The organism is Burkholderia sp. MSMB1078WGS, assembly GCF_001528895.1.
In the GTDB taxonomy this organism is placed as follows: Bacteria; Pseudomonadota; Gammaproteobacteria; order Burkholderiales; family Burkholderiaceae; genus Burkholderia.
On the sequence record NZ_LPDI01000071.1, the window covers coordinates 139,236 to 159,868 of the forward strand.

Here is a 20,633-nt window from a genome sequence, read left to right on the forward strand (position 1 = left end):
ACGCACACCAAAACTGTCGGATTTCCCGACATGTCGCCTCACCGGATGTCGTCGATCCCGACAGTCGAAACCGCGCGATCAGTCGTCGCGCTCGATCCCGAGATTCGCCATGCGCGCATAGAGTGACTGGCGGCCGATCCCGAGCTGCCTTGCGGCTTCCGCGCGATTGCCGTTCGCGCGCTCGAGCGCATGCACGATCGCCGCGCGCTCGACGGTCGCCAGCGCCTCGGGCAGCGGCATGTCGAGCAGGTGGGCCGGCACCGCATCGGCGCCCAGCTGGCGTGCCGGCACGACGGCTAGGCCGAGATCGGCCGCGCTGACGGCCGGCCCGGGGGCGAGCGCGGCCGCCCGCTCCATCACGTTGCGCAGTTCCCGGACATTGCCCGGCCAGCGATGATCGAGCAGTGCGCGCTGGGCGTCGTTCGTCAGGTGCAGCGAGCGCGTGCCTGCCGCGTTGCCCAGGAAATGCGCGGCCAGCGGCAGGATGTCCGCCACACGCTCCGCGAGCGGCGGCAGGTGCAGCGGAATGACGTTCAGCCGATAGAAGAGATCTTCGCGGAACGTGCCGTTCGCGACGGCCGCGGCGAGGTCGCGGTGCGTCGCCGCCACGACGCGAATGTCGATCGCCGTCGCGCGATCCGCGCCCAGCGGCACCACCTGGCGCTCCTGCAGCGCACGCAGCAGCTTGGCTTGCATCGCGGCGGGCATGTCGCCGATCTCGTCGAGAAAGAGCGTCCCGCCGTCGGCCTCGACGAGGCGCCCCGCGCGATCGGCATGCGCCCCCGTGAACGCGCCGCGACGATGCCCGAACAACTCGCTTTCGAGCAGATCGGCCGGGATGGCCGCGCAGTTGACGGCGACGAACGGCCCCGCATGCCGGGCCGATGCGGCATGCAGCACGCGGGCCGCCACCTCCTTGCCCGTGCCCGTCTCGCCGGTCAGGAGCACGGTCGCGTCGCTCATCGCGGCCCGGCCGATCTGCTTTTGCACGTCGCGCATCGCCGCGCTCACGCCCAGCAACCGCGGTCGGTCCGCTGCAGGTTCGCCCGCGAAACCGCCGCCGGATGGCGCCGGCGCGGGCGGCTGATGCGCCGACACGATGCGTTCGAGCAGTTGCGCGATGTCGCGACGCCCGATCGGCTTCGTCAGGTGATCGAATGCGCCGAGCCGCATCGCTTCGATCGTGTTGTCGCTGGTCGCATGGGCCGTCAGCATGACGACCGGGATCGCGGCCAGGGCGGAATCGTCGCGCAGTTGCGCCAGCACGGCCAACCCGTCCAGATCCGGCAGACGGAAATCCAGAAAGACGCATTCGATGTCGCCGCCGTCGCGCAGCGCACTCAGTGCCGCCCGGCCGGATGCGGCCTCGACGGCTCGATGACCGAGATCGGCGAGCGTTTCGGCGAGGCTGTCGCGAAAGGCCGCGTCGTCGTCGACTATGAGGATGTTTGCCATGGAATTTCAATCACGAATGCGGCACCCCCGTCGAGGCGCGCGTGCCCGCCGTGCGCCGCCGCCACTTCGCGGACGACGGCAAGACCGAGGCCCGTGCCATCCGCGCGGCCTGTCACGAAAGGCTCGAAAATCCGCTCGCGCTGCGCAGCCGGCACGCCGGGGCCGCTGTCCGATACGGTGATGCGCAGCCAGTCGCGCCCGGCGAACGCGCGCCGCTCGGCGGCGAGCGTGACCGCGCCGCCGTCGCCTGCATGGTGCAGCGCGTTGAGCAGCAGATTGTCGAGCGCCCGCCGCATCTGGTCGGGATCGAAAGCGGGAAAATCCGACGGCCGCGCGAGCCGTTCGCCCTGCGTCGCGAGCGACAGCGTCAGGTCGATCGCTTGCCGCTGCGCCAGCTCGCGGTGCGCGTCGACGACCTGCGCGAGCCACGCGTCGACGTCGACACGCGTCGCATGCGGGCGCACCGGCTGCGTCAGCGCGAGCAGGCTCGACAATTGCGCATCGATGCGCTCGATCTGCGCGAGGATCACGCGCAGCGCGTCCTGCTGCCGCCGGCCGTCGCCGGCCAGCGCGTTTTCCGCCTTCAGCCGCATCGCGCCCATCGGATTGCGAATCTCGTGCGCGACTTGCGCGGCAAGCTTGCCCAGCATGCCGAAGCGCTCGGCCTGCGCGAGGCGCGTGCGCAGTTCGTCGGCCTGCCGTTGCAGCAGGTCCGCGCGCCGCGCCCGCTCGTTGAACGCATCGATGACGCGGTCGAGATCGGGTTCGCCGACGTACGGCAGGTGATGCTCGCGACCGTCGGGCCCCAGCCCGCTCTCGATCCGCGCGAGATTACGCTTCCAGCGGCGCAGCGCCACGGCCAGCGCCGCCGCGATCGCCAGAATCACGGCGAGCACGGCCGCGAGGCCCGTGGCCAGCAGCTCGCCGTGCCGGCCCAGCGGCGGGCGCGCACGTGTGAGCATCCACACGAACAGCCCCGATCCGCCGCGTACCGGGCAGGCCGCCGCGATCACGGCATCCTGCGCGCCTTCGACGACGTTCGCCGTCTCGGCATGGGTCGCGGCCGCGGCACGCAGCGTGCGGAGGATCAGCGGCGTTTCCGCTTCCGGAACGTCGCGTTTGACGCCGCTGCCCTGGTAAGTGGGAAAGGAATACGCGAGAAAACCGCTCGCCGCGGGGGCGGCGCCGGGCATCCAGAATCCGCCTTCCATATCGGGCGCACGCGAGAGCACGATGTCGAGGATCGCGTGCATCAGCTCCGGGGCAGGCCCGGCGCCCGCCGACGCCAAAGACGCGCCGTAACGCGACGCCACCGCTTCGCAGGCCGACGCGCCGGCGGCCTTCGCGCTGGCCACCTGCTGGCTCTCGGCGGAACTCGCCGTGACCCAGACGACCGCGACCAGCGTCGCGCACAGCGCCGCGACGAGTGCCCAGAGCATGACGAGTTGGGAGGAGAACGACGGACGCTTCATCGGATCGGGCTGGCGGTCGAGGACGACAGAATAGCGTATTGCCTGTCATGCGCAGCCGCCACGGCTGCGACGCATCGCACCGACGGCCCGCCGGGCCGGATCGGCAACGGCTCGCCGTGGAAAGCCGCGCGAAAGCCCCGGGCGCTAGACTGCCCTCGGTCCAGCGTCCCGCCCGACACTTCCCCGTCGAGCCCCCATGCGCGCCCGTTCCGTTCGAACCTTGTCCTCCGTCCCGTTCGCCGTCGGCACACTCGTCGGCACGGCCTCCGCCAGCCATGCATGCGAAGTGCCGCCGCCCGTGCGGACGATCGACCCGCCCGGCTACTACGACGACCCCGCCGGCCATGCGCGCGACGTGAAGCCGATGCGCGACCGACACGGCTTCGTCACCGCCGGTTCGACCGCGACACCACGTCGATCCACACCGCCAGCACGAGCACCGCGCCCTTGACGATCATCTGCCAGTACGCGTCGACGTCCAGCATCGACATCCCGTTGTCGAGGCTCGCCATCACGAGCGCGCCGATCAGCGCGCCGTAGACCGTGCCCGACCCGCCGCGCATCGACGTGCCGCCGATGAAGCACGCGGCGATCGCGTCGAGTTCGCCCATCGAGCCGGCGGACGGCGACCCGGCCGCGAGCCGCGCCGTGTTGACGAGGCCGGCAAACGCGCACATCAGCCCCATCAGCGCGAAGATCACGAGCTTCACGCGATCGGTGTCGACGCCCGACAGCCGCGTCGCCTCCAGGTTCGAACCCACCGCATAGATACGCCGGCCGAACACGGTCTGCGTCGCGATCCACGAGAACACGCCGAGCAACACGAGCAGCAGCAGCACGGGCACCGGAATACCGCCGTAACGATCGAGCGTCGCGACGAAGGCGAACAGCACCGCCCCGGCGCCGACGATCTTCGCGACGTCCTGCCACAACGGGGCGACCGCGAGCCGGTAGCGCCGCCGCGTGCCGCGCTGCCGCACCACCAGCAGCGTCGCGACCGCGAACAGCAGGACCGCGAGGCCGTCCCCGGCCAGGCGCGGCAGATAGCCCTGCCCGATGAACACGAAGCCGTCCGACACGGGCGCGATCGTCGAGCCGCCCGTCACGCCGAGCAGGATGCCGCGAAACGCGAGCATCCCGCCGAGCCCGACGATGAACGACGGCACGCGCCGATAGGTCGACCACCAGCCGTTGAAAAGCCCGATCAGCACGCCGAGCGCGAGCACGGCCGGAACCGTCGCCGCAACGGGCCAGTGGCGGTTGACGTCGAGGATCGCGGCGACGCCGCCAAGCAGCCCGAGCAGCGAGCCGACCGACAGGTCGATCTCGCCCGCGATGATGACGAACACCATGCCGCACGCGAGCATGCCGGTGATCGACATCTGCCGCAGCAGATTCGATACGTTGCGCGGCGTGACGAACGCGCCGTCCGTCAGCACCGAGAAGAACGCCCAGATCGCGACGACCGCGAACAGCAGCGCGAGCACCTTGTAGCGCGTGAAGACATGGCGCAACGCCAGCCGCGGCGCGCGGCCGTCCGGACGACGCGCGTCCGCATCCGGCGCCGCCGGGGTCGAGGAAGAAAGTTCGGAATTCATATCGCACTCGCTGCGGTGGGTTCGGCGGGCAGCCGCGCGGGCTTCAGCGCGGCGCCGAGAATCTGTTCCTGCGTGAGGCCCTGGTTGACGAAATCGCCGCGCAACTCGCCTTCGCCGATCACCAGCACGCGATCGGCCAGGCCGAGCACCTCCGGCAGTTCCGACGACACGACGATCAGCGCGACGCCGCGCTTGGCCAACGCGAAGACGAGCCGGTAGATCTCGGCCTTCGCGCCCACGTCGACGCCGCGCGTCGGCTCGTCGAGGATCAGCACCTGCGGCTCGGTCAGCAGCATCTTCGCGAGCACCGCCTTCTGCTGATTGCCGCCCGACAGGCTCGCGATCGACTGGAACGGATGCGCGGCGCGCACCGACAGCCGCTGCATCTCGGTGCGGATCGCGTCGAGCTCGGCGGCCGCGTCGATCCGCCCGCGCGCAGCGAAGCGCTGCAGCACCGCCAGCGTGATGTTGTGGCCGACGCCGAGCTGCGGCACGATGCCGTGGCGCTTGCGGTCCTCCGGCACCATCGCGATGCCGGCGCGGATCGCGTCGGCCGGCGAGCGGATCGACAATGGCCGGCCGTTCATCGTCACGCTCGCCGTGCACGCGCCCGGATACGCGCCGAAGATCGCCTGCATCAACTCGGTGCGGCCCGCGCCGACGAGTCCGGCCACGCCGAGAATCTCGCCGCGCCGAACGCTGAACGACACGTCGTCGACGCGCTTGCGGCGCGCGTTCGTCACGTCGCGGCAGGTCACGTGGCGCACGTCGAGCACGACGTCGCCGATCTCGTGCGGCTCGCGCGGATACAGGTCGCGGATCTCGCGGCCGACCATCATCGCGATGATGCGGTCGGTGGTCAGCGCGGCCATCGGCTCGGTCGCGACATGACGTCCATCGCGGATCACGGTGACCGTGTCGCATACGGCCGCCACCTCGTCGAGCTTGTGCGAGATGTAGACGCACGCGACGCCGCGGCGCTTCAGGTCGCGCACGATGTCGAGCAGGATGCGCGTCTCCGACGCGCTCAGCGACGACGACGGTTCGTCGAGGATGAGCAGCTTCGCGTGCTTGTTCAGCGCCTTCGCGATCTCGATCAACTGCTGGTGGCCGCCGCCGTAGTTCATCACCGGCTGCGCGACGTTGATCGTGTCGATCCGCAATTCGTGCAGCAGCTCCTCGGCGCGCCGGACCATCGCCGCGAAGTTCATGCGCCCGCCGGGCAGCGTGATCTCGTTGCCGAGGAAGATGTTCTCGGCCACCGACAGCTCGGGCACGAGCATCAGCTCCTGGTGGATGATCGCGATGCCCGCGCGCTCGGTGTCGCGCACGCCGGAGGCCGCGAGCGGTGCGCCTTCCCAGCGGATCTCGCCGTCCCACGTGCCGTGCGGGTACACGCCCGACAGCACCTTCATCAGCGTCGACTTGCCCGCGCCGTTCTCGCCGCACAGCCCGACGCATTCGCCGGGCCGCACGGTCAGGTCGATGCCGTCGAGCGCCTTCACGCCGTCGAATGCCTTGACGATGCCGCGCATCGTCAGCAAGGGTTCCGTCATTCGTTCATGCCTCGCAGTAAGCGCGGCCGCCGTCGCGGTGACCGCGCGTCGCGCCCGTCGTACGCTTACTGGCTCGCCAGTTGGGCCTGGGTATAGAAGCCGTCCTTCACGACGACGTCGACGTTGCGCTTGGTCAACAGCGTCGGCTGCAGCAGCACTGTATCGACCTTCTTCTTGCCGTTGTCGTATTGCGCGTTGAACGCGGGCTTCGTGCCCTTCGCGAGATCGACCGCGAGCTTCGCGGCTTCGCTCGCGATCAGCTTCAGCGGCTTGTAGACGGTCATCGTCTGCGTGCCGGCGATCACGCGCTTGACCGCGGCCAGATCCGCATCCTGCCCGGACACCGGCACCTTGCCGGCCAGATGCTGCGCGGCGAGCGCCTGGATCGCGCCGCCGGCCGTGCCGTCGTTCGACGCGACGATCGCGTCGATCTTGTTGTTGTTCGCGGTCAGTGCGTCCTCGACGATCCGCAGCGCGGTCGACGCGCTCCATTCGGGCACCCACTGCTGGCCGACGACCTTGATGTCGCCGCGGTCGATCGCGGGCTTGAGCACCTTCAGTTGTCCTTCGCGCAGCATCTTCGCGTTGTTGTCGGTCGGCGCACCGCCCAGCAGGAAATAATTGCCCTTCGGCTTCGCGTTGAACACGCCCTGCGCCTGCAGCTCGCCGACCTTCTCGTTGTCGAACGAGATATAGGCGTCGACGTCCGCGTCGAGGATCAGGCGATCGTACGACACGACCTTGATGCCGGCCTTGCGCGCTTCGGCGACGACGTTGCCGAGCGTCTTCGAGTTGAACGGCACGATCACGATCACGTCGACGCCGCGCGAGATCAGGTTCTCGATCTGCGAAATCTGCCGCTCCTCGCTTGCATCGGCCGACTGCACCGACACCTTCGCGCCGAGCTTCGTCGCGGCCGCGACGAAATAGTCGCGATCGCGCGACCAGCGCTCGACGCGCAGGTCGTCGATGCAGAAGCCGATCTCGGGCTTGTCCTTGCTCGCGTGCGCGAGCGGCGTGCCCAGCGCGAGCATGGCCAGCGCGGCGGCGCCGGCAAGCGAACTCAATACGGTACGACGCGTCACGGATTTCATGTCTCCACTCCTTGTTATGGAACCACCTCACGAACCGCGGGCGGCTGCCGGATTGCACCGCCCGCATCGAGTCACGGCAACGTGCGTCACGCGCCCGTCGCAAACACCGGTTCGAGCGCACGATACAGCGCGCGAAACGTCGGCCGCCGCACGTCGCGATACCACGCGTGCCGCGCGGGATCGGGCTCGCGCACCGCGACGACCGGCGGCTGCGGACACACGTCGGCGAGCGCCGCATCCGGTTCGAGCGCGAGATGCGCGAGGCGCGCGGCGCCGAGCGCCGGCCCCACCTCGCCGCCCGCGCGCAGCGTTAACGCACGGCCGCTCAGGTCCGCGAGCATCTGCGTCCAGTACGCACTGCGCGAGCCGCCGCCGATCACGGTGATGCCGTCGGGCGCGAGCCCGGCCGCATGCAGCGCGTCGATGCCGTCGAGCAGCGCGAAGCCGACGCCTTCGAGCGTCGCGTTCGCGAGATCCGCGCGCCGCGTGTCGGGCGTGAGCCCATAAAACACGCCCTTCGCGTTCACGTCGTTGTGCGGCGTGCGCTCGCCGCTCAGGTACGGCAGGAACCACGGCCGGCTCGCGCGTGCGTTCGTTTCCGCATCGTCGAGCAGCGCCGCGACGCCGTCGTAACCGGCCAGTTGCGCGGTGAAGTCGACGCAGCCGGCCGCGTTCAGCATCACGGACATCAGGTGCCACGTGCCCGGCAGCGCATGACAGAAGCTGTGCACCGCCGATTCGGGATTCGCGCGGAACCCGTCCGACACCGCGAAATACACGCCCGACGTGCCGAGCGACAGCAGCGCGTCGCCGGGCCGCACGATTCCGACACCCACCGCGCCGGCCGCGTTGTCGCCGCCGCCGGCCACCACCGGGATCTCGCGCAGGCCGAGCGCCCGTGCGACGGCCGGCAGCAGCGTGCCGGTGATGCGATTGCCCTCGAATACGGCCGGCATCTGCGCGCGCGACAGCCCGCAGGCGGCGAGCAACGTGTCGTCGTAGTCGCGCTTCGCGACGTCGAGCCACAGCGTGCCGGCGGCGTCCGACGGATCGGTCGCGAACGCGCCGGTCAGCCGGTAGCGCAGATAATCCTTCGGCAGCAGCACGTAGGCGATGCGCGCGAACACGTCGGGCTCGTGACGGCGCACCCACAGCAGCTTGGGCGCCGTGAAGCCCGGCATCGCGATGTTGCCGGCCACCGTGCGCAGCGCGGGCGCGAGCCGTTCGAGTTCCTCGCACTCGGCATCCGCGCGGCCGTCGTTCCACAAGATCGCGGGGCGCAGCACGTCGCCGTGGGCATCGAGCAGCGTCGCGCCGTGCATCTGTCCGGTCAGGCCGAGTGCATCGATGTCGCGCGGGTCGATGCCGGCAGTGCGCGCATCCGACACGAGTGCGGCGAGCGCGCCGCATGCGGCGTCCCACCAGTCGCGCGGCGCCTGCTCGGACCAGCGCGGCTGCGGCCGGCTCACCGCGAGCGCGCGGCTCGCGCTCGCGCGCACCGCGCCGTCGCGGTCGAGCAGCACCGCCTTCACGCCCGACGTGCCGAGATCGAGTCCGATGTACATGGCGTCAGCGCAGCCCGTAGATCGCCTGGTTCACGATGTTCTCGAGCCGCTCCTGCGCGCCGCTTGCATGCCGCGGGTCCACGCCCCGCGCGAGCGCGTCGGCCGCCAGCGACTCCAGCGTATAGCCGCCCGACAGGATCTTGCGGCCGAACTCGCTGTCCCACTGCGCGTAGCGCTGCCGGCGCAGTGCGTCGAGCCGGTCGTTCTCGACCAGCACCGCCGCGCGTTCGAGCGCGAGCGCGAGCACGTCGATCGCGCCGACGTGGCCGTAGAACAGGTCTTCCGGATCGATGCTCTGGCGCCGCACCTTGGCGTCGAAGTTCATCCCGCCGGTCGTGAAGCCGCCGTGGCGCAGGATCTCGTAGAACGCGAGCGTCAGTTCCTCGACGCTGTTCGGGAACTGGTCGGTGTCCCAGCCGTTCTGCGGATCGCCGCGGTTCGCGTCGACGCTGCCGAACACGCCGAGCGCGAATGCGTTCGCGATCTCGTGATGGAACGAATGGCCCGCGAGCGTCGCGTGATTCGCCTCGATGTTCACGCGGATTTCGTTCTGCAGCCCGTACTGCACGAGGAAGCCGTGCACCGTCGCCACGTCGTAGTCGTACTGATGCTTGGTCGGCTCCTGCGGCTTCGGCTCGATCAGCAGCGCGCCCTTGAAGCCGATCCGGTGCTTGTGCTCGACGACCATCGACAGGAAGCGGGCGAACTGGTCGCGCTCGCGCTTCAGGTCGGTATTGAGCAGCGTCTCGTAGCCTTCCCGTCCGCCCCACAGCACGTAGTTCTCGCCGCCGAGCCGGTGGGTCGCGTCGAGCGCATGGCGCACCTGGGTCGCGGCCCACGCGAACACGTCGGGGTTCGGGTTCGTCGCGGCGCCGGCCGCGAAGCGCGGGTGCGAAAACAGGTTCGCGGTCCCCCACAACAGCCGCACGCCAGTTGCCTGCTGACGCTCGGCGAGATAGTCGACCATCCGCGCGAAATTGGCCGCGTATTCGCGCAGGCTGTCGCCTTCCGGCGCGACGTCGGTGTCATGGAACGTATAGAACGGCGTGCCGAGCTTCGTGAAGAACTCGAATGCGGCGTCGGCCTTCATCCGCGCGCGTTCGAGCGCGTCGCCGGGCTGTTGCCACGGCCGTTGAAACGCGCCCTGCCCGAAGATGTCGTGACCCGGCCACACGAACGTGTGCCAGTAGCAGACCGCGATGCGCAAATGCTCGGCGAGCGTCTTGCCCAGCACGCGTCGCTCGGGGTCGTAATGGTGATAGGCGAGCGGGTTGTCCGACTGCGGCCCTTCGTAGCGAATTGCGGGAATGTGTTCGAAATACGACATGGCGTCTCCGTGCAGGTTCTTGTTGCAGCGCAACGCACGTCGGGACGACGCACGCGGCCGAATTCGTTGGCTGGATCGTGCCCGCACGCCTGCCGGCCGGCAATTGCGAAATTGCGCAGCACGCTTGATGTTTCTTGCCAGCCGCGTTCGCGCGGCGCACGTTCCGTCCTACAATCGCCGTACACCGAACCACCGCGCGCCGCCCCCGCGATCGCGCCCCGGAGACAACGGCACGGCGCCCCGATGCGCTCACCCGACACCGAGATGACACGCGCCCCATCCGCCCAGACACCGCACCGCATCGCGCTGCTGTTCAACGCGAACAAGGTCTACGACCGCGAGATCATCAGCGGCATCGGCCAGTATCTGCACACGACGCGCGTCGTGTGGGATCTCTTCCTCGAAGACGATTTCCGCTGCCGGCTCACCGGGATCGAGCGTTTCGACGGCGACGGCATCATCGCGGACTTCGACGACCCCGCCGTCGCCGACGCGCTCGCCGGTTCGCCGCTGCCGATCGTCGCGATCGGATCGTCGTACGAGGATCCGGCGCAATACCCGGAAGGCGTCCCATATATTGCGACGGACAACCCGAAGCTCGTGTCGCTCGCCTACACGCACCTGATCGGGGCGGGACTCGCGCATTTCGCGATGTACAGCCTGCCGGTCGCGCAGGAGAACCGCTGGGCGCAGCAGCGCGAACTGGCGTTCGACCGGCTCGCGCGTGCGGATGGGCTCGATGCGCCGATCTACCGCGGGCTGTCGACGAGCGCGTCGGGCTGGAATCACGCGATCGAACAACTGGTCGGCTGGCTGCATGCGCTGCCGAAGCCGGTCGGCGTGATCGCGGTGACCGACGCGCGTGCGCGGCACCTGCTGCAGGCGTGCCTGATCGCCGGCATCGCGGTGCCGGAACAGGTGGCGATCATCGGTATCGACAACGATCCGCTCACGCGCACGCTCACGCGCATTCCGTTGTCGTCGGTGATCCAGGGCACCGAGGAAATGGGCCGCACCGCCGCGCACCTGCTGCACCGGATGCTGCGCGGCGCGCGCTTTCCCGGGCAGCGCATTCTCGTGCCGCCGGTCGGCATCAACGTGCTCGAATCGACACGCCATCAGCCGCTCGCGAGCCCGCACGTGATGCGTGCCCGGCATTTCATCCGCCAGTACGCGTGCCAGGGCATCAAGACCGAACAGGTCGCCGACTATGTCGGCGTATCGCGCTCGCTGCTCGAGGAGCACTTCCGGCGCGAACTGCAGCGCACCGTGCACCAGGAGATCCTGCGCCACAAGCTCGAAGCCGCGCAGGCGCTGCTCGCCAGCCGGCAGGCGTCGAGTGCCGAAGTCGCGATCCGTTGCGGGTTCACGTCGCTTCAGTACATGTACGCGGTATTCAGGCGCGAACTCGGCTGCACGCCGCGCGAATATCAGGAACGCGCGGCCGCCACGAACTGACGCCCGCCGCCCATCCGACATCCACTCATGCATATCGATACCGATTCCTCATACCTGACGCCCGGCGTGGCGCGCGTGCATGCCGAACCGTGGGGCGCGTTGCCCGACGGCGAGCCAGTGCGGCGCTATACGCTGCGCAACGCGCACGGGATGCGCGTCGTCGTCAGCGACCTCGGCGCGACCGTCGTGTCGTGGCTCGCGCCCGACCGCACGGGGCGCTTTGCCGATATCGTGCTCGCGCACGACACGCCGGCCGAGTACCTCGAATCCGGGGTCTATCTCGGCGCGACGATCGGCCGATGGGCGAACCGGATCGCCGGCGCGCGCTTCACGCTCGACGGCGTCGACTACCTGCTCGACCGCAACGAGAACGGCAACCTGCTGCACGGCGGCGCGAACGGTTTTCATCGCGCGCGGTGGGACGTGCTCGACGATAGCGGCGGGCTGACGCTGCGGCTCGATTCGCCGGAAGGCGACGCGGGATTCCCCGGCAACGTGAGCGTGCAGGTTCGCTACACGCTCGACGACGACGGTACGCTGACGATCGACTATACGGGGTGGACCGATGCGCCGACGCCGCTGAACCTGACGAATCACAGCTACTTCAACCTGAACGGGCGCGCAGGCAGCGACGTGCGCGGCCATCTGCTGCACATCGACGCCGACGCGTTCCTCGAAGTGGACGATGCGCTGATCCCGATCGGGACGGCCGACGTGACGGGCACGGCGTTCGATTTCCGGCAAAGCGCGCCGCTCGGCGCGCGCCTCGACTGGCCGCATGCGCAACTGGCGCGCGCACGCGGCTTCGATCACTGCTTCGTCGTGGGCAACGGCGCACGCGAGGTCCGGCCCGTCGCACGGGTCTACGATCCGGAGAGCGGCCGCGAGTTGATCGTGTCGACCGATCAGCGCGGCCTGCAGCTCTATACGGGCAACTACCTCGACGACGTGCGCGTGAGCGGCGGCACGCGGTGCGCACGACACGCGGCGCTGTGCGTCGAGGCGGGCGGCTTTCCGGATCAGGTCAACATGGACGGCCTGCGCGACGAAGCGATCGTGCGTCCGGGCGACGTCTATCGGCAAACCACCCGGTATCGGGTGGGGGTTCAGGCATAGGCCGCGCGCAGGACGCGCGAGCCGCGTCGTCGCGCGTCAGGCGGCGTCGGCGTCGCGCCGGGCGACTACCGCTCCGCCACGGCATGCGGGCCATCGTGGCGGCTGATCGCCCTCCGGTTCGCATCATCTCGATGCCGATCCGGCGACGGCCCCGTGGTTGCCTAATCGCGCTGGGCCAGGGCAGCGGAAAAGAAATCGGTCACCATGCGCACGCGAGCCGGCACATACCGGCGTTTCGGCCAGACGAGGCTGATGTCTCTCGCTTCTTTCAAAAATTCGTCGAGAACAGTGACGATGCCGGCATGCTGGAGTTCGTCGGTAAGCGAAGCCCGAGTGAAGAGACCGATTCCGACACCCGCCAGCACACCCGCCCGAATCGTTTCGACGCTGTTCGACGACAAGTTGCCGCGAACGGTCACGCTGAAGTCGCCGGCGGGGCCGACGAACGGCCAGTTGGCGGCCGATTCCGAAAGGCCACCATACAGAAGGCAATTGTGATCGACGAGTTCGTCAGGCGTCTTCGGAATGCCATGGCGCTCGAAATAGTCCCGGGAGCCGACGCAAACGAGGCGCGTGCTTGCCACGCGTTTGACGACAGCGTCGGCATCGTCGACTCGGCCGACTCGAATGGCGAGATCGATGCGATCTTCCACCATGTCCCGCACGAAGTCCGAGAGAACGAGATCGACCCGAAGCCCGGGACTCGATGCCAGCAAGTCCGGGATCAGCGGAAGAACGTGCAGGCGGCCAAAGGTCGAAGGCGTCGCGATCCTGACCAGGCCCGTGACATCGAGCGTGCTGCTCGTCATCTCGCTGTCGGCTTCGTCGAACTCGTCGACGAGCGGCTTCATGCGATCGTAATAGCGCTGCCCCTGATCCGTCAGCGTGACACTCCGAGTGCTGCGGTTCAGCAGCATGACGCCGAGGCGTTTCTCGAGCGAACCGACCGCCTTGCTGACGGCCGACTGCGAGTGGCCGGTTCTACGCGCCGCAGCCGAGAATCCGCCTGCGTCGACAACGGCGATGAAGGCGCCGACTTCGTCCAATCGATCCATTGCAGCCCCTGGCGAAACCGCTCGTTTCCGCGCACGGATCGCTCACGTTGAAGTGCGAGCGATTCTAGCAAGAAATAGCGCTTATGAAGATTCGCCCGATTATCATTCGCGGCGCAGACCGTTACGCTTTCTTCCGTCACCCCCAATACACGGAAGATTCCAATGACTTCTCTCGTAGGCAAGGTCGCCGTCGTCAGCGGCGGCACAACCGGTATCGGTCTCGCGATCGCGCAGCGCTATGTGGCCGAAGGTGCGCACGTATTCATTTTCGGGCGCCGGCAGGCCCAACTCGACGCGGCCGTCGAGCGGATCGGACGCAATGTCACGGCCATCCAGGCCGACGCGGCGAATCTCGACGATCTCGAACGCGTCGCGTCGGCGGTCAGGGCCGACAAGGGCGCGATCGACATCGTCGTGTCGAATGCGGCGTTGGTCGAGCAGGCGTCGATCGATACCCTGACCCCGGAACATTTCGACAGGACGTTCGACCTCAACGCCCGTGCTCCCGTCTTTCTGGTGCAGAAGCTCCTGCCGCTCATGACGAATGGCGGATCGATCATTCTGGTTTCGTCAGCCATGCACGTGATGGGCATTCCGGGTCACACAGCCTATGCGGCGACGAAAGCGGCCTTGCGTTCGTACGCGCGCACCTGGGCCGCCGAGTTCAAGAATCGCGGCATTCGGGTCAACACGCTGAGCCCGGGCGTCACCGACACGCCGATGCTCGACTCGCAGGTAACGAATGCGCAGGAGCGTCAGTCCCTCGTCGACATGTACCTGAACATGATCCCCATCGGCCGGCTCGCGCAGCCCGAGGAGATGGCGAACGCGGCCGTGTTCCTTGCATCCGATCAAAGCGTGTACATGACAGGCGCGGACCTGATGATCGACGGCGGCGTCGGTCAGGTTTGAGGCTCACCGGCATCGCGCGGCCGTCGACCGCGCGCTGCCGGCGTCCAACCGCCGACGCTCAATTCCAAGCATGGCGCGCCGGGCGCACGCCGTTCAGGTAGTAGTTGCCGACGAGGTGATATTTCCAGCGCACCGGATCGTGCAGCGTATGTGTGCGCGCGTTGCGCCAATGCCGGTCGAGATTGTGCTCGGCGAGCGTCGACTGCGTGCCGGCCAGCTCGAACAGCTTCTCGCCGGCGAGCAGCGCGACCTCGGTCGTCAGCACCTTCGCTTCGCCGACCGCGACGGACGCGCGCGCGACATCGTCTTCGGTCACGTCGCCCTTTGCCGCGATCTCGTCGAGCGTGCGCGCCGCACGCTCGAGCAACGCGTCGGCCGCATGCAGCTGGATGTGCAGGCGGCCGATTTCGCGAATCGTCAGCGGATCGTCCGCTGCCCGCTCGACGCCGCTGTCGACCCACGGCCGCGTGCGGGTTCGCACGAACGCGAGCGTATCGTCGATGGCCGCCTTCGCGATACCCGCGTCGATCGCCGCCTGGATGATCTGCGACAGCGGACCGTTGAGCGTCGGCACGTCCGACACGCGCTGCGCGGGCAGCACGTGCGACGCCGGGATGCGCACCGCATCGAGCACGACCGTGCCGCTCGCGGTCGTGCGCTGCCCGAATCCCGACCAGTCGTCGATCACGGTCAACCCCGGCGTCGGTTGCGGCACGTACGCGAGCCATGCCTGGCGCGCGTCGTCGAGCCCGAGCACCGGCACGTAATGCGCAAACAGCGCACCGGTCGAATAGAACTTCGTGCCGTCGACGACGTAGTCGTCGCCGTCGCGGCGCACGCGCGTCTTCAGGTCGAGCACGTGCTTCGTGCCCTTCTCGGAGAACCCATTGCCGAACCGCTTGCCGCTCAGCACCTCGGCGAAGAAATGACGTTTCTGCGCGTCGGTGCCGACGAGCGCGATCACGTCGACCAGCCCGAAATGATTCTGCGGAAGCTGCCCGAGCGACGCATCGGCCGCGGCGACGATCTTGATCACCTCGGTGAGCGTCACATGCGATACGCCTGCGCCGCCGTATGCCTTGGGCACCGTGATTGCCCACAGCCCCGACTGCGAAAACCATTCGATTTCCTCGCGCGGCAGGCGACGCTCTCGATCGCGCTCGGCGGCCCCTTGCGCCAGGCGTTGTGCCAGCGCATGCGCGACCGCAAGCGCTTGCGCGTCGTCGGCGATCACGTTCGCCGCCCGCGGTGGCACGTCGGCCGGCCGCTCCTGAATCGTCGCGCTCGTGTCTGACATCGGTTTCTCCTGTCGAATGGCGAAAGCATTCAATCTAGCAGCGCCGTGCACGCCGGAAAACCGAGCGATTCTCGAAACGATATTCCTTGGGAGAACAAACGACGTCGAACCTGATGCAGGCGAACCGGCGTTTGGACGTCGCAACGGACGCGAGAACGTCGATGCGCGCTCATTCGATCGCGGTCGCAGCCCCGGTAATACGCAGCGACGATAACGATCCGAGAATCCGTTATTGGAGCGCCCGCGTCGCGCTTCCTATACTGGGCTCCCGGCGCACACGGCCCGTCTTTCGAGGAATACCGCATGACTTCGTCGCACGCAGCCCCCGACCTTTCCACCGGTACCGACTACGATGCGCTCGCGAGCCGGTTCCGGCCGATCTTCGCGCGCATCGCCGCCGGCACCGCCGAGCGCGAACGCCGCCGCGAACTGCCGCACGAGGCGATCGGCTGGCTGAAATCGGCGGGCTTCGGCGCGATACGGCTGCCGGCGAGCGCCGGCGGCGCCGGCGCGTCGCTGCCACAGTTGTTCCGGTTGCTGACCGAGCTGGCCGCCGCCGATTCCAATTTGCCGCAGGCGTTGCGTGGGCACTTCGCGTTCGTCGAGGACTGGCTGAACGCGCCGGACGGGCCGCAACGCATGACCTGGCTCGACCGCTTCGCGAGCGGCCAGCTCGTCGGCAACGCGTGGTCGGAAGCCGGCGACGTCCCGCTCGGCCAGACCGTCACGAAGGTGTCGGAGCGAGACGGCCGGCTCGTGCTGAACGGCCGCAAGTTCTACAGCACGGGCAGCCTGTTCGCCGACTGGATCGACGTGTTCGCGCAGCGCGCGCACGACGGCAGCGACGTGATCGTCGCCGTGTCGACCGCGCAGCCGGGCGTGATCCGCGAGGACGACTGGGACGGTTTCGGCCAGACCACCACCGGCAGCGGTACGACGCGTTTCGAGGATGCGGCGGTCGATGCGGAGAACGTGATCGATTTCGCACGCCGCTTCAAGTATCAGACCGCGTTCTACCAGTTGTTCCATGTCGCGACGCTCGCCGGCATCGGCCACGCGATCGTGCGCGACGCGGGCGAACTCGTGCGCAACCGCACGCGCGTGTACAGCCACGGTAATGCGCAGCGCGCCGGCGACGATGCACAGCTGCAGCAGGTGATCGGCGAGATCGCGTCATGGGCGTACGCGGCCGACGCGCTCGCGCTGCGTGCCGCGCAACCGCTTCAGCAGGCGTACGAAGCGCGCTTCGGCGGCGACGAAGCGGCCGAGCAGGCCGCGAACGTCGCGGCCGAAATCGAATCCGCGCAGAGCCAGCTCGTCGTGTCCGAACTCGTGCTGCGCGCGGCGACGCGCCTGTTCGACGCGCTCGGCGCGTCCGCGACCCGCAGCACGACCGCGCTCGATCGCCACTGGCGCAACGCGCGCACCGTGTCGTCGCACAATCCGCTCGTCTACAAGGCACGCATCGTCGGCGACTGGATCATCAACGGCCGCACGCCGCCGTTCGTCTGGCGCGTCGGCAACGGTGCGGGCGCAGGCGCGGAAACGGGAGCCGCGCAATGAGCAAGACGATCCGCTTCAACGCGTTCGAGATGAACTGCGTGGGCCATCAGTCGCCCGGCCTGTGGGCGCATCCGCGCGACCGCTCGTGGCAATACAAGGATCTCGACTACTGGACCGACCTCGCCCGCGTGCTCGAGCGCGGGATCTTCGATGCGATCTTCATCGCGGACGTAATCGGCTACTACGACGTGTACAAGGGCAGCAACTATCACGCGCTGCACCAGGCCGCGCAGATCCCCGTCAACGATCCGCTGCAACTGGCCGCGCCGATCGCGATGGCGACCGAGCATCTCGGCATCGGCATCACCGCGTCGACGACGTTCGAGCACCCGTACACGTTCGCGCGCCGGCTGTCGACCGCCGACCATCACACGAAGGGCCGGCTCGCATGGAACATCGTCACGTCGTACCTGGAGAGCGGCGCGAAGAACGTCGGCGATCGCGGGCTGCGCACGCACGACGACCGCTATGCGGTCGCGGCCGAGTACGTCGAGGTGCTGTACAAGCTGTTCGAGGGCAGTTGGGAGGACGGCGCGGTGGTGCGCGATCGCGACGGCCGCGTGTTCACGCATCCCGAGAAAGTGCACGAGATCGGCCACAAGGGCCGCTTCTTCGACGTGCCCGGCTATCACCTGTGCGAGCCGTCGCCGCAGCGCACGCCGGTGCTGTTCCAGGCCGGCGCGTCGGGCCCCGGCAAGGCGTTCGCCGCGCAGCACGCCGAATGCGTGTTCGTCGCCGCGCCCACCCGCGACCAGCTCGCGCGCTACGTGGCCGACGTGCGCGCGCAGGCCGCCGCCGCCGGACGCGACCCGGCGAAGGTGCTGATCTACAACCTCGTCACGGTGATCGTCGACGAAACCGACGAGCGGGCACAGGCCAAGTTCGACGAGTATCGGCGCTACGTGTCGTACGACGGCTCGCTGGTGTTCATGTCGGGCTGGACCGGCATCGACTTCGGCCAGTACGCGCCGACCGATCCCGTCAGGCGCGTCGAAACGAATGCGATCGTGTCGGCGGTCGAGCACCTGTCGGGCGGCGACACCGCGTGGACGATCGAGGCGTTGGCCGCCTGGGGCGGCATCGGCGGGATGGGCCCGGTGTTCGTCGGATCGGCGGCGACCGTCGCGGACATCCTGCAGGAATGGGTGGCCGCGACCGACGTGGACGGCTTCAATCTCGCGTATGCGGTCGCGCATGAAACCTTCGAGGACGTCGTACGCCATCTCGTGCCCGAACTGCAGCGCCGCGGCGTGTATCCGGCCGCGTATGCGCCGGGCACGCTGCGCGAAAAACTCTTCGGCGGCTCGGCGCGACTGCCCGACGAGCATCCGGCCGCGCGGTATCGCGACATCGAACAGGTCAAGCGCGAGGCCGAGCGGGAAACGGTCGGCGCATAACGGCAAGATGTCGAAGCCGGTCCGTCCGCATTCACTCACGCGGCGACCGGCTTCAGCGCAAACGGCTTCGTGCAGTCCGACGAAGCCGTTCGTGTTTGGCGGGGAGCGCGAGCGTCCCCGTCGGCGCTCACGCGACGCTTTCGTCGTCGATGTCGTGCGCCGTCGGTTCGTACCGCACGATCAGCAAAAACGCAATCGGCGTGACCGCACTGACCGCGACAACCCAGAACATGTCGGTGCCGAGCCGGGCCTGAAGGATCGGCAGCACGAACAGCGCGAGCGCCTGACCGATGCCGCACAGCGACCGCCCGAAGCCGACGCCGGTGCCGCGGATCGCGGCCGGATACGACAGCGTCGGATAGATCATCATCTGCGCACCCGGCCCGAAACCTTCCGCGAACAGCCACGTACCGAGCATCAGCAGCACGACGCCCACCGCCAATGCGCCGTGCGGATGCCCTGCGAGCGCCAGCGCGACGAGCGCGACCGTTTGCAACGCGAACCCCGCGATCGCGACATGACGCGACGGATAGCGATACGCGAGCCGCATGCCCAGCAAGCCGCCGGTGAACGCGAACAGCACGTTCAACGCCAGCGACGCGGCGATCGTCTCGAACACGCCCGCCCCCAGAAATTGCGACAGAATCGACGGCAGGAAGAACGCAATCGCCGTGTATTCGAACGGGATGCACAGGTTCATCACGCTGGCGACGATCGTGCGCCCCAGATACGGCCGCTGGAACAGCACGCGAATCCGCACGGGCGGCGGGCTCGGTTCGCGTCGCGCGTCGTCCGCTTCGTGTGCGTGAATGCCGTACGACTCGCGCAGAATGCGTGCGGCATTGGCCAGATCGCCCTGATTCGCGGCCCACAGCGGCGATTCGTTCATGAAGCGGTTCCGGAACAGGATGATGACGAGCGCCGGCACCGCGCCGAAGATCAGCGACGCGCGCCACAGCCATCCCGCATGCTCGGCCGGCAGCAGGAAATACAGGCCGAAGATCAGCAGGAAGCATACCGACGACGCGACGTACCACATCGGACACCATGCAGCGAGCCGGGACGCCTTGTTGCCGCGCCCGCTGAACTTCGAGAATTCCGCGAGGAACGCCATCGCGACGGGCAGGTCGATGCCGACGCCGAGCCCCATCACGAAACGCGCGGCGATCAGCACCCAGACGTTCGGCGCGAGGCCGGCCGCGATCGCCGCAACCACGAAGAACAGCATGTCGGCCATGAATACCTGATAGCGGCCGATCCGGTCGGTCAGCCAGCCGCCGATCAGGCTGCCGAAGATCGTGCCGATCATGATCGCCGACCCGACCAGCCCGGTCAGCGCGGGCGTCAGCCCGAATTCGCGCGCCACGTCGTCGATGCCGTACGACAGCGTCGTCAGGTCGTATGCGTCGAGAAACACGCCGCCGAGCGCCAGCAGCACGATCATCCGCGCATGGCTGACCGAACTATCCACGGTGTTGATCAGGCGCGCGACGTCGCTGGCCGAGCGGATGGGGGAAGAAACCGGCGTGACCGGGCTCAGATCGATCGAACTCATCGGATTCCTTAGTTTGATGCCGAATGCACGGCAAGGTCGTCGTGATCGTGAAGCCGGGAACCGGGCAGGTTCCTGCGCGACCAGTGCGGCGTCGAGCGAATGCGGCCGTGCGATCGCCGGGTTCCGGCAGCGGAAATTCTGTTCCTCCGCTCCGGCAATCCCAAGCGATATAAAGCGATAAATTAATCGGCGTGCGTCATAAAGTTGCGCGGG

15 protein-coding genes are annotated in these 20,633 nt (G+C 68.3%); 5 read left to right on the forward strand and 10 right to left on the reverse strand.

Features of this window, described 5'->3' with window-relative positions; translation table 11 throughout:
- Positions 1 to 78: 78 nt before the first annotated feature.
- From WT24_RS17640 to xylA, 7 genes are all read right to left on the reverse strand, one after another.
- Entirely contained in the window at positions 79 to 1,455 is a 1,377-nt protein-coding gene (locus tag WT24_RS17640) for a sigma-54 dependent transcriptional regulator (protein ID WP_060035207.1), read from the reverse strand.
- Positions 1,437 to 2,927 (reverse strand): PAS domain-containing sensor histidine kinase, encoded by a 1,491-nt coding sequence (locus WT24_RS17645; protein WP_060035209.1) that lies wholly within the window; start codon positions 2,925 to 2,927, stop codon positions 1,437 to 1,439. Before WT24_RS17645 ends, WT24_RS17640 begins: the two co-directional genes overlap by 19 nt.
- Positions 2,928 to 3,313: 386 nt before the next feature.
- Positions 3,314 to 4,525 (reverse strand): sugar ABC transporter permease, encoded by a 1,212-nt coding sequence (locus WT24_RS17650; RefSeq protein WP_059794529.1) that lies wholly within the window; start codon positions 4,523 to 4,525, stop codon positions 3,314 to 3,316.
- On the reverse strand, positions 4,522 to 6,081 hold the full coding sequence (gene xylG / locus WT24_RS17655; RefSeq protein WP_060035211.1) for a D-xylose ABC transporter ATP-binding protein: 1,560 nt from the start codon (positions 6,079 to 6,081) through the stop codon (positions 4,522 to 4,524). Before xylG ends, WT24_RS17650 begins: the two co-directional genes overlap by 4 nt.
- 65 nt (positions 6,082 to 6,146) lie before the next feature.
- Positions 6,147 to 7,175 (reverse strand): D-xylose ABC transporter substrate-binding protein, encoded by a 1,029-nt coding sequence (gene xylF / locus WT24_RS17660; RefSeq protein ID WP_060035213.1) that lies wholly within the window; start codon positions 7,173 to 7,175, stop codon positions 6,147 to 6,149.
- An 86-nt stretch (positions 7,176 to 7,261) separates the two neighbouring features.
- Complete coding sequence (gene xylB, locus WT24_RS17665) at positions 7,262 to 8,740, reverse strand: xylulokinase (RefSeq protein WP_059506263.1); 1,479 nt, start codon at positions 8,738 to 8,740, stop codon at positions 7,262 to 7,264.
- Positions 8,741 to 8,744: 4 nt separating this feature from the next.
- On the reverse strand, positions 8,745 to 10,067 hold the full coding sequence (gene xylA, locus WT24_RS17670) for a xylose isomerase (protein WP_059506318.1): 1,323 nt from the start codon (positions 10,065 to 10,067) through the stop codon (positions 8,745 to 8,747).
- Positions 10,068 to 10,331: 264 nt separating this feature from the next.
- Between xylA and WT24_RS17675 the strand changes: the two genes are divergently transcribed.
- Positions 10,332 to 11,525, forward strand: coding sequence for a DNA-binding transcriptional regulator (locus tag WT24_RS17675; RefSeq protein ID WP_060035264.1), 1,194 nt, complete (start codon positions 10,332 to 10,334; stop codon positions 11,523 to 11,525).
- 27 nt (positions 11,526 to 11,552) lie between these two features.
- Positions 11,553 to 12,641 (forward strand): aldose epimerase family protein, encoded by a 1,089-nt coding sequence (locus WT24_RS17680; RefSeq protein WP_059506267.1) that lies wholly within the window; start codon positions 11,553 to 11,555, stop codon positions 12,639 to 12,641.
- Positions 12,642 to 12,802: 161 nt separating this feature from the next.
- Here the strand turns inward: WT24_RS17680 and WT24_RS17685 are convergent, their stop codons facing one another.
- Complete coding sequence (locus WT24_RS17685; protein WP_060035215.1) at positions 12,803 to 13,696, reverse strand: LysR family transcriptional regulator; 894 nt, start codon at positions 13,694 to 13,696, stop codon at positions 12,803 to 12,805.
- Positions 13,697 to 13,858: 162 nt separating this feature from the next.
- Between WT24_RS17685 and WT24_RS17690 the strand changes: the two genes are divergently transcribed.
- Entirely contained in the window at positions 13,859 to 14,608 is a 750-nt protein-coding gene (locus WT24_RS17690) for an SDR family NAD(P)-dependent oxidoreductase (RefSeq protein ID WP_059506271.1), read from the forward strand.
- A 58-nt stretch (positions 14,609 to 14,666) separates the two neighbouring features.
- Here the strand turns inward: WT24_RS17690 and WT24_RS17695 are convergent, their stop codons facing one another.
- Positions 14,667 to 15,905, reverse strand: a complete 1,239-nt coding sequence (locus WT24_RS17695) for an SfnB family sulfur acquisition oxidoreductase (RefSeq protein ID WP_059794542.1) — start codon at positions 15,903 to 15,905, stop codon at positions 14,667 to 14,669.
- A 303-nt stretch (positions 15,906 to 16,208) separates the two neighbouring features.
- Between WT24_RS17695 and WT24_RS17700 the strand changes: the two genes are divergently transcribed.
- A complete protein-coding gene (locus tag WT24_RS17700) occupies positions 16,209 to 17,468 on the forward strand; it encodes an acyl-CoA dehydrogenase family protein (protein WP_060035217.1) in 1,260 nt (419 codons plus the stop codon).
- A complete protein-coding gene (locus WT24_RS17705) occupies positions 17,465 to 18,865 on the forward strand; it encodes an LLM class flavin-dependent oxidoreductase (protein ID WP_059506276.1) in 1,401 nt (466 codons plus the stop codon). Before WT24_RS17700 ends, WT24_RS17705 begins: the two co-directional genes overlap by 4 nt.
- 127 nt (positions 18,866 to 18,992) lie before the next feature.
- On the opposite strand, the gene WT24_RS17710 is transcribed toward WT24_RS17705, so the two are convergent.
- Positions 18,993 to 20,420: an MFS transporter gene (locus tag WT24_RS17710; protein WP_059506279.1), complete on the reverse strand. Its 1,428-nt coding sequence runs from the start codon at positions 20,418 to 20,420 to the stop codon at positions 18,993 to 18,995.
- Positions 20,421 to 20,633 lie beyond the last annotated feature (213 nt).

Coding starts and splice junctions, on each gene's coding strand:
- WT24_RS17640 (WP_060035207.1), bottom strand. CDS start 1,455: ATGGCAAACATCCTCATAGTCGACGACGACGCGGCCTTTCGCGACAGC.
- WT24_RS17645 (WP_060035209.1), bottom strand. CDS start 2,927: ATGAAGCGTCCGTCGTTCTCCTCCCAACTCGTCATGCTCTGGGCACTC.
- WT24_RS17650 (WP_059794529.1), bottom strand. CDS start 4,525: ATGAATTCCGAACTTTCTTCCTCGACCCCGGCGGCGCCGGATGCGGAC.
- xylG (WP_060035211.1), bottom strand. CDS start 6,081: ATGACGGAACCCTTGCTGACGATGCGCGGCATCGTCAAGGCATTCGAC.
- xylF (WP_060035213.1), bottom strand. CDS start 7,175: ATGAAATCCGTGACGCGTCGTACCGTATTGAGTTCGCTTGCCGGCGCC.
- xylB (WP_059506263.1), bottom strand. CDS start 8,740: ATGTACATCGGACTCGATCTCGGCACGTCGGGCGTGAAGGCGGTGCTG.
- xylA (WP_059506318.1), bottom strand. CDS start 10,067: ATGTCGTATTTCGAACACATTCCCGCAATTCGCTACGAAGGGCCGCAG.
- WT24_RS17675 (WP_060035264.1), top strand. CDS start 10,332: ATGACACGCGCCCCATCCGCCCAGACACCGCACCGCATCGCGCTGCTG.
- WT24_RS17680 (WP_059506267.1), top strand. CDS start 11,553: ATGCATATCGATACCGATTCCTCATACCTGACGCCCGGCGTGGCGCGC.
- WT24_RS17685 (WP_060035215.1), bottom strand. CDS start 13,696: ATGGATCGATTGGACGAAGTCGGCGCCTTCATCGCCGTTGTCGACGCA.
- WT24_RS17690 (WP_059506271.1), top strand. CDS start 13,859: ATGACTTCTCTCGTAGGCAAGGTCGCCGTCGTCAGCGGCGGCACAACC.
- WT24_RS17695 (WP_059794542.1), bottom strand. CDS start 15,905: ATGTCAGACACGAGCGCGACGATTCAGGAGCGGCCGGCCGACGTGCCA.
- WT24_RS17700 (WP_060035217.1), top strand. CDS start 16,209: ATGACTTCGTCGCACGCAGCCCCCGACCTTTCCACCGGTACCGACTAC.
- WT24_RS17705 (WP_059506276.1), top strand. CDS start 17,465: ATGAGCAAGACGATCCGCTTCAACGCGTTCGAGATGAACTGCGTGGGC.
- WT24_RS17710 (WP_059506279.1), bottom strand. CDS start 20,420: ATGAGTTCGATCGATCTGAGCCCGGTCACGCCGGTTTCTTCCCCCATC.